Here is an 8,296-nt window from a genome sequence, read left to right on the forward strand (position 1 = left end):
GCGATGACGCGCACCAGGCGCAGGATCCAAGCGGCACGGACATGGCTCGTACTGGCGGCGGTCGCGGCCCTCGTCCCGGCGACGGCCTGCACCGGAGAAGAGGGTGCGGACGGCGAACCGACCGTTCTGCCTCCCCAGGGCACCGTCCACATCGCCACCGCGTTCGACCAGCCCGGCTTCGACCTGTACCGCAACCACCGCCACCGCGGCTTCGACATGGACCTCGCCTACTACCTGGGGGAGAAGCTCGGCTTCAACGCCAAGTTCCAGGACGTGACCCACCAGGGGCGCGAGCGCGAACTCGACGAGGAAGGCGAGCACAAGAGGTCGGCCGACATGGTCATCGCCACCTACTCGATCACGCCGCAGCGCGACAAGAAGATCGACTTCGTCGGTCCGTACCTGACCTCCTCACAGGGGTTCCTGGTCCGGAAGGGATACCACGGAATCAAGAAGGAGAGGGACCTCAAAGGAAAGCTCGTGTGTGCTGTGGAGGGTACGACACCCACCGCAGCCGGCATGCCCACCAGCACGGTCATGAAAGAAGAAGCCGACTACTCGACCTGTGTACGCAAACTCCAGGAACGGTCCGTCGACGCGGTCTTCAGCGACGAGGTGATCCTCTTCGGCTACGCGCAGCAGCAGGAGAAGAGCGAGGTACCGCTCAAGGTCGTCCCCAACGTCACCATGGGACTGATCAACCGCTACGGAATCGGCATCCCGAAAGACCACCCGACCGAATGCCGACGCCTCCTGAAGGTGCTGCGCAAGTACCTCATCGACGAGTGGTCCAGCGACTTCCAGTCACAGCTGCCCGCCCTCGTCGACACCTACCCCGACGACTGGCAGAACCGCTTCAAGCCCGACCCGGAGGACCTGAACACCTACTCGTCCTGCCGAGCCTGAGCTTCCGCGTCCGGACGGGCCACCTGGCTGCCGCCCGCACGGTGCGCCATGCTCCTCACCGCGGCACCCCCCGGATGACCGAAGGGGGCGGGGAAGTGACCTTCCCAGATCTGGCGGGATGCCTGTTCGGGATAGGGCAGAGTCTTCGACTCGGCGTCCAGGACGCGGGTGAGGTGTCCGCCGGGCCGGTGGGCGGACCAGCCCGCGTCGCCGGTGGTGATGAAGCGGACCCATGCCTCCTGGAGTTCGCGGGAGAGCGCGACGGCCTCGGGGGTGGGCTCCTCGCCGATCAGCTGAGTGCCGACGGGGCTGTCCAGCGTGCCGAACGCCAGGGGTACGTCGAGGCTGTGGCAGGCGCCCAGGATGCCGCCGAGGGCCGGGGCCGTCCAGCACAGTTCGAACAGGTACGAGGTGCCGCCCGCCGCGGCGTTCGCCTCGGCCAGCTTCTGTGACGGCATGCGGAAGAGGGCGTCGGAGTACACCGTCTCCACCAGCTCCTCCGGGCCTGCCTGCGGGAACGCGGCACGGTAGGCCCGCGCACCGTCCGGCTGCGGGGCGAGCAGATCCAGGACCGCGCGGGCGTCCTCCTCGGTGAAGGTGCCGTAGCGTCCGCTCATGACGCTGAAGTACCGGAACTCGTCCCGGGCGTGGCCGATCAGCAGTTCGGTCCCGCTCGCACGCGCGCCGGTCAGCGCGGGCCAGGGCGTTTCCGGGAGGACCTCGCCGTCGACGACGGGGCACAGCGCGGTGCCGGTCTCCGTGAGGCGTCCCCAGCTCTCCCGGTGCGCGTGGAGGCCGGCGTTGAAGGAGGTGAGCTCGGCGGCCAGGTGCCAGGGGTCGATGTCGCGCAGCGCCTCGGCGGTGGGGGCCGCCGCGCCGAGCCGGTCCGCGAACGCGGCGGTGACCTCCCGTGCCAGCGCGGGGGTGCTGTGCAGCCCCGGCACCGAGTGGGCGATGGCCCGCCGGAACAGGCCGCGCGCGGACTTCATCGTCAGCAGGGCGGCGACCGAGCCGGCCCCGGCGGACACCCCGCCCACGGTGACCCGGCCGGGGTCGCCTCCGAAGGCGGCGATGTTGCGCTGCACCCACTCCAGCGCCGCGATCTGGTCGAGGAAACCGCGGTTGGGCGGCGCGTCGTCGAGGAACGCGAATCCCTCCGCGCCCACGCGGCAGTTGACGGTCACCACGACGACTCCCGCCCCGGCCAGCGCTGCCGGGTCGTACATCGGGTCGCTCGACGCCGCCGAGAGGTAGCCGCCCACCGGGATCCACACCAGCACCGGCAGCCCCGCCGCGCCGGGATCCGGAGTGCCGACGTTGAGCGTCAGCCAGTCGGTGCCCTGCGGGGGCACGTCGATCGGCAGGGACAGCGGCACCACGGGGCCGAACTCGACCGCCTGCCTCGTCCCCTCCCAGCGGTGCGGCGGCGCGGGCGCGGCGAAGCGGAGCGCTCCGACCGGGGGCTGGGCGTAGGGGATCCCCCGGAACACCGAGTGCCCCTGCCGCCGTCGCCCCTGCACCACGCCTTCCGTGGTCCGCACCTTTGGCTGTTCGGACATGACGCCGCCTTCCCTCGAGTGGATCCCATGTTTACGGGTCAGGTGTATTATGTCGACTGTATTGGAACAGTCCTGGGAGTACCAGGGGAGGGGTCGGCGATGCCGAAACAGGTGGATCACCGCGGACGCCGCGAAGCGATCGCCCGCGCACTGTGGCGGGTGGTGGAGCAGCGCGGCGTCACACAGCTGACGATGCGCGTGGTGGCGCAGGAGGCGGGCATGTCGCTCGGGCAGCTGCAGCACTACTTCGCCTCCCGGACCGCCATGCTCTCCTTCGCCATGGATTTCGCGTCCGAGCAGACCTCGGCGCGCGTGAACCAGGGGCTCGAAAAGCTCGGTGACCGTCCGCACCCCCGTGACGTACTGCGACTGACGCTCGCGGAAATGCTCCCCCTGCACGCCGACGCCCGCGCGACCAGCCGGATGAGCGCCGCCTACGTCCTGGAGGCGCTGCACGACCAGGCCGTGCACGAAAAGGCGCGCCGCGGCCTCGTCCAAGGGCGGGCCCTCGTCGAGCAGTTGGTCCGCCAGGCGATCGCCGACGGGCACATCGACCCCGGCCGCGACCCGGCGACCGAGACCAACCTGCTCCTCGCCCTCACCGGCTTCACCCCCCTGATCGAACTCGACGTGATCGAGCCCCAGGACGCACTCGCCGCGATCGACGCGCATCTGGACCGGCTGTTCAGCAGTACGTGAACTTCCCCCGGGCACTCCTGCAGTCCTTGCCCGTCAGCGTCGAGGCGTGGCGTGCCGGACGCCCTCGTGGGGAATGACGTCGGCCGACCTGATACGTGCGCAATTTCTCGACGGAGGAAGACGTGAGCAAGGGCCACTGGACCAATACCGGCGAACCCCACTCCGCGCGGGTCTACCACTACCACATCGGAGGAACGGAGTACTTCCCGGCGGACGCCGAGGCCGCTGGACGCGCCGCCGCCCAGTGGCCACTCATGCCGAACAGCATGAAGATCAACAGGAAGACCATGGAACGGATGGCACGGTGGCTCGCGGACACGGGCATCCGGCAGTTCATCGACGTGGGGGCCGGCCTGCCCAAGTCACCGAACCTCCATGAGATCGTCCAGCGAGCCGATCCCACAGCCCGGGTGATCTACGCGGACAACGATCCGCTCGTACTGGAGAACGCCCGTGCGTTGCTCACCAGCAGTCCCACGGGGACCACACGCTATGTGCACGCGGACGTGCGGCGCCCAGAATCCCTCCTGCGGCACGAGGACGTTCAGAGCGTGATCGACTTCGAAGAGCCGGTCGCGGTGACCATCATCGCCATGCTGCAATTCATTGACGACGAGACCGCTCGCAAGATCGTCGATACCCTCGTCGCCCTGCTCGCGCCGGGCAGTTACCTCGGGCTGACGACAACGACAGCGGACCTCGCGCCGGACCTGACGGCCATGGCCGACGAGCTCACCCGATCCGGCATCACGATGCACGTCCGCACGCGTGAACAGGTCCTTGACCTTCTCAGCGGATACGAACTGGTCGAGCCGGGCGTAGTCCCCATGCACCACTGGCCGCGGCACACCGGGGAGCCCGACGACGAGGTCGGGATGCACGCCGCGATGATCCGTATCGGCTGACGGCACAGCGCTGAGAGCGCGCTTCGCCAGTGAGGCGCGGGCCCCGACGGCGACGCCGCGCGGCAGACGGGTGGCCGCGGAGGAAATACCGGAGGACGTGGGCGACCACGTCGTCGAGCACCTCGCCCGCTGCAGCCCGATCCGGCTTCTCAGGAAGCATGTCCCTACCCCTGGGAACAGAAGGTTCGGCCAGCAACGTTGCACGAACCGGGGGACCTCGCCGGGTCCGGCGGATTACGACACGCTCTCGCAGGAGGACTGCTTCATGACGATCGACCGGCCTTTGACGCTCATGGCTGTGCACGCCCATCCCGACGACGAGGCGACCGGAACCGGAGGGGTCCTCGCGCGGTATGCGGCGGAGGGGATCCGCACGGTGCTGGTGACGTGTACCGACGGCGGATGCGGGGACGGGCCAGGGGGCGTCAAGCCGGGTGATCCGGGCCATGACCCGGCGGCCGTCGCCGCGATGCGCCGCAAGGAACTCGAAGCCAGCCGCGACGTCCTGAAGATCAGTGACCTGGAGATGTTGGACTACGCCGACTCCGGAATGATGGGCTGGGCGAGCAACGACGCCCCCGGGTCCTTCTGGCAGACGCCTGTGGAGGAGGGGGCCGCCCGGTTGGCGGAACTGATGCGCCACTACCGGCCCGACGTGGTCGTCACCTACGACGAGAACGGTTTCTACGGCCACCCCGACCACATCCAGGCCCACCGGATCACGATGGCGGCGCTGGAGACGACCGGACTGAAGCCGAAGGTGTACTGGACGACGGCGCCCCGCTCGATGATGCAGCGGTTCGGGGAACTCCTCCGCGAGTTCGGCGAGGAGATGCCGGAGCCGGACCCTGCCGAGGTTGCCGTGCTGGCCGAGATCGGCCTCCCCGAGGAGGAGATCACCACGTGGGTGGACACCACCGCGTTCAGCGGCCAGAAGTTCGACGCCCTGGCCGAGCACGCCAGCCAGGGCGAGAACATCGCCTTCCTGAAGATGGGCAAGGAGCGGTTCGGCGAGCTGATGGGCATGGAGACCTTCCTCCGCGTCCAGGACCCCACCGGCACACCCGTACCCGAGAACGACCTCTTCGCCGGCCTCCGCTGACTTACCGGGCGGCGCCCTGAAGGAACCCGCTCCAGCCCCGCGGCTGCTGCCCCTCTCGCTGCCGCCGCGCGCGGGTCAAGGTCACCGAGCCCGCATGAACCAGCGCTTCGCCGAGACCCTTGCCAGCAGCACGATCAGCACGAGGTTGCCGATCAGCGTCAGGGCGCCGTACGGGTTGCCCGCCAACGACAGAAACGACACCGGGACTTGCAGAGCGTTGAGCAGGATGGACCCCAGGCGTAGCCCGTCCCGCCCGGAGACGTAGCGGAGGGCCAGGACCCCGAGGACCACGTTCAGCAGGACCGTCGGGGTGACGGCTCCCATCCCCCTCGCCCCGCTGCCGCCGGTGCCGACCAACCACAGGAGCGTAAGGCCCGATGCGGCCAGGAGGAGGGCCAGGACCCGGGCGGCCCGTACGTTTGCGGGCATGCGCTGGGGTCCGGTCCCGGACGGGCGCGGGCCCGGCTGGGTGTCGATGGGCTGCCCGTCCTGGGCCGGAGGGTGCGCGGCGCTCATAGGGTTTCTCCAACGAATCGGGGAGCGGCCGGACGTGCCGCGTCCGTCACCGTCTCCAAATGGGCATGTCCGCGCCATCCTCCATGGTCGGCTCGCGCACCGGAACAGGGCCTCGCACCCCCACCGGGCGCGACAGGCCGGGGGAGACAGCTCCGGTCCGGGACGATGCGGTAGAACGGCGGGTCGGGGCTCAGCAGCCTGCGTACCGTACGGTGCCGCTTGGCCGCGCCCATCGGACCGTACCGGGGCCGAGCCTGCTTCTCGTCGGGGTCATCCCAAGATGGGTGCAGCTCTTCTGAAGGGGTGGGGCGGCTGGGCGGACGGGGTGCTCCGAAGGAGCCGCACGTGTCCATGGGCGGGTGGAGTTCGGTTCAGGGATCGCGGGAGCGAGTAGGGCTGCGTCGGCCATGTGTCAGATCCGGCTCCTACAGTTCCGGGCAGTCCCTACGAGCCGCACGCAGGAGTCAGGATGAGCCGCACCACCCCGCCACGGCCCTTCGACGTCACCACGCTCTTTCCCCAACTGGCGCCCCTGGCCCGCCCGGCGACGCGGTTGCACCCCCGCCCTGGATCGCCCTCGCCGCACGACAGTTCCGTGGGAGGTCCGCTGCTGTGGCCCGCCGACGAGCCCTGGCCGTACTGCGAGGGCCCACATGAGTGGGACGGGCTGAACCGGGCTCCAGCGCTGGAGGACGTGCGGCTGGAGCGGCGCATCATGGCGGACGCGGAGAGCCGGGCGCAGGGCCGCAGCCCCGAGTACACATCCGAGGAGTTGGCGATCCTCGACCGGATCAAGTCCAGCCATACCTGGCCCGAGGGCCCGGTCCCCCTGCTGCCGATCGCCCAGCTGTACGCACGCGACGTCCCCCTGCTGCCCACGCCCGTGCGGGGGCAGGGGCATGGGCGGGCCGATCTGCTCCAGGTGCTGTGGTGCCCCTTCGACCACCCCCGCTGGGCCGCGCCCGAGACCGCGCTGTTCTGGCGGTCCGCGGCGCAGGTCACCGACGTGCTGACCACGCCCCCGGAACCGCCCGCGGTCCAGTTCGACGGCTACGTGCCCGAACCCTGTCTGCTCTCCCCGGAACAGATCACCGAGTATCCCCTGTCCATAGAGCTGAGCGAGCGTCTGCGGGGGCTGCTGGGCGACTGGGACACCTGGCAGTCCGCGCCCTTCGCCCTCGACAGCTCCTACGCGGAAGAGCCGGACCTGTTCTACGACGAAGAGCTGTCCAGGGCCCCCGGCTGGAAGGTCGGCGGCTGGACGACGTGGGGCGCCATGGACCCCTTCCCCACGTTCTGCTCCGTCTGCGACACGGAGATGGACCCGCTCCTGACCGTCGCCTGGACAGAGTGGGGCTCCGAAGAAGAGCACACCTGGGTCCCGTACGAGGACCGGCACCACATCAAGCCGAACCAATGCCAGCTTGCCCAGTCGTCCCCGGCCAAGGTCATGCCCCCCCAAAGGCATGGACATGCAGCTCTACGTCTGCCCGGAGGCCCCGGCAGACCATCCCCACACGGACCAGCTCCAGTGACCTTCCTCAGCGATCCTCCCCGTCCACTCCGCCCGGGCGTCCACCGACATGGGCCGCAGACCGCGCACCATCCCGGACAAGGCCGACCAGGCACGCAACCGCCAGAAGCTGGGCTCCCGCGGCGGCCGTCCGCCGTACTTCGACCCGGTCGACTACCGCGAGCGCCATGCGGTCGAGTGCGGGATCAACCGGCTGAAGCGTCATCGGGCCGTGGCCACTCGCTACGACAAGGTCGCAGTCCGCTATGAGGCCACTGTCCTCGGAGCCGCCATCAACGAGTGGCTGTGATCAGCGCGTGTCCCTAGAGCTCATAGTCCTGGGCCAGCTCGTCCCAGCGAATGTCGCGAAGAGCAGGATCAGCATCCTGGCCCGACGGAATCTCCGGGGTGGCCTGGAACCAGGCCACGATGAGAGCGGAGCGGTGCAGCACTGCGTCGAGTTCGGGGTCGACCGCTGTCGAGCCGAAGACACCGATGCAAGCCACGGAAGGCAGCACCTCAACTGGGCCGAAGGCGCCGGCGGTCTGGTCCGGGTACTCGCGGGAGGGCGGAACGAGATGAACTGGCGCGAAGGAGAACGCACGCTCGGCCTGTCGCAGGAGGCCGCTGGCCTTCATGTCGTTGATGCGCTGGCACGGATAGCCCTCCAGCATCCCCTCGTAGGTCGTAGACATCCGCAGCTCGGTGAGTTCGATCGAGCGACCGGACGAGAGGGCTATGTGACTCAGCGACATGCCGACACCCTAGGCGCATGATCCGCTTCCGATGCACGGCCTAGGTGTGTTGTTCGGGGAGGTTGGTGACGCGGCTTGCTGGGGTGTGGCCGCTGATGCCGGTGTGGGGTCGGTGGTAGTTGTACCAGTCGAGCCAGTCGGGGAAGGCTGCCTGGCGTTCGGTGTCTGAGGTGTAGGGCTGGTGGTAGGCCCATTCCTCCAGCAGGGTGCGGTGGAAGCGTTCGACCTTGCCGTTGGTCTGGGGCTGCCAGGGGCGTGTCCAGCGAGGGCTGATGCCCAGGTCGTCGCAGGTCTCGCGCCAGGTGTTCTTGGTGTAGGCCCAGGCGTTGTCGGTCAGTACG

General features: G+C 69.2%; 9 protein-coding genes. 5 read left to right on the forward strand and 4 right to left on the reverse strand.

Annotation, left to right across the window (positions count from 1 at the left end; genetic code table 11):
• Nucleotides 1–3: 3 nt before the first annotated feature.
• Nucleotides 4–906 carry a transporter substrate-binding domain-containing protein gene (locus tag ACGF3A_RS17710; RefSeq protein ID WP_393730635.1) on the forward strand — a complete coding sequence of 301 codons (903 nt, stop codon included), beginning with the start codon at nt 4–6 and terminating at the stop codon, nt 904–906.
• Here ACGF3A_RS17710 and ACGF3A_RS17715 read toward each other — a convergent pair.
• Nucleotides 885–2,465: a carboxylesterase/lipase family protein gene (locus tag ACGF3A_RS17715; protein ID WP_393730637.1), complete on the reverse strand. Its 1,581-nt coding sequence runs from the start codon at nt 2,463–2,465 to the stop codon at nt 885–887. The two genes, ACGF3A_RS17710 and ACGF3A_RS17715, sit on opposite strands and share 22 nt — an antisense overlap.
• Before the next feature lie 99 nt (nt 2,466–2,564).
• Between ACGF3A_RS17715 and ACGF3A_RS17720 the strand changes: the two genes are divergently transcribed.
• The 3 genes from ACGF3A_RS17720 (at nt 2,565) to ACGF3A_RS17730 (ending at nt 5,171) form a co-directional block, all read left to right on the forward strand.
• Nucleotides 2,565–3,164: a TetR/AcrR family transcriptional regulator gene (locus tag ACGF3A_RS17720; RefSeq protein ID WP_393730639.1), complete on the forward strand. Its 600-nt coding sequence runs from the start codon at nt 2,565–2,567 to the stop codon at nt 3,162–3,164.
• Nucleotides 3,165–3,286: 122 nt separating this feature from the next.
• On the forward strand, nt 3,287–4,069 hold the full coding sequence (locus ACGF3A_RS17725) for an SAM-dependent methyltransferase (protein ID WP_393730641.1): 783 nt from the start codon (nt 3,287–3,289) through the stop codon (nt 4,067–4,069).
• 292 nt (nt 4,070–4,361) lie between these two features.
• A complete protein-coding gene (locus tag ACGF3A_RS17730) occupies nt 4,362–5,171 on the forward strand; it encodes a PIG-L family deacetylase (RefSeq protein WP_393730742.1) in 810 nt (269 codons plus the stop codon).
• Nucleotides 5,172–5,252: 81 nt separating this feature from the next.
• On the opposite strand, the gene ACGF3A_RS17735 is transcribed toward ACGF3A_RS17730, so the two are convergent.
• Nucleotides 5,253–5,687 carry a hypothetical protein gene (locus ACGF3A_RS17735; RefSeq protein ID WP_393730643.1) on the reverse strand — a complete coding sequence of 145 codons (435 nt, stop codon included), beginning with the start codon at nt 5,685–5,687 and terminating at the stop codon, nt 5,253–5,255.
• A 469-nt stretch (nt 5,688–6,156) separates the two neighbouring features.
• Between ACGF3A_RS17735 and ACGF3A_RS17740 the strand changes: the two genes are divergently transcribed.
• Nucleotides 6,157–7,470 carry a hypothetical protein gene (locus ACGF3A_RS17740; RefSeq protein WP_393730645.1) on the forward strand — a complete coding sequence of 438 codons (1,314 nt, stop codon included), beginning with the start codon at nt 6,157–6,159 and terminating at the stop codon, nt 7,468–7,470.
• A gap of 53 nt (nt 7,471–7,523) precedes the next feature.
• On the opposite strand, the gene ACGF3A_RS17745 is transcribed toward ACGF3A_RS17740, so the two are convergent.
• Entirely contained in the window at nt 7,524–7,955 is a 432-nt protein-coding gene (locus ACGF3A_RS17745; RefSeq protein WP_393730647.1) for a hypothetical protein, read from the reverse strand.
• Nucleotides 7,956–7,995: 40 nt separating this feature from the next.
• Nucleotides 7,996–8,296, reverse strand: a 301-nt coding sequence (locus ACGF3A_RS17750) for an integrase core domain-containing protein (RefSeq protein ID WP_393730649.1), incomplete at its 5' end; no start/stop codon positions are given.

It is taken from the genome of Streptomyces sp. NPDC048172 (assembly GCF_043202595.1).
GTDB lineage: Bacteria > Actinomycetota > Actinomycetes > Streptomycetales > Streptomycetaceae > Streptomyces.

Coding starts and splice junctions, on each gene's coding strand:
- ACGF3A_RS17740 (WP_393730645.1), top strand. CDS start 6,157: ATGAGCCGCACCACCCCGCCACGGCCCTTCGACGTCACCACGCTCTTT.
- ACGF3A_RS17715 (WP_393730637.1), bottom strand. CDS start 2,465: ATGTCCGAACAGCCAAAGGTGCGGACCACGGAAGGCGTGGTGCAGGGG.
- ACGF3A_RS17710 (WP_393730635.1), top strand. CDS start 4: ATGACGCGCACCAGGCGCAGGATCCAAGCGGCACGGACATGGCTCGTA.
- ACGF3A_RS17735 (WP_393730643.1), bottom strand. CDS start 5,687: ATGAGCGCCGCGCACCCTCCGGCCCAGGACGGGCAGCCCATCGACACC.
- ACGF3A_RS17745 (WP_393730647.1), bottom strand. CDS start 7,955: ATGTCGCTGAGTCACATAGCCCTCTCGTCCGGTCGCTCGATCGAACTC.
- ACGF3A_RS17720 (WP_393730639.1), top strand. CDS start 2,565: ATGCCGAAACAGGTGGATCACCGCGGACGCCGCGAAGCGATCGCCCGC.
- ACGF3A_RS17730 (WP_393730742.1), top strand. CDS start 4,362: ATGGCTGTGCACGCCCATCCCGACGACGAGGCGACCGGAACCGGAGGG.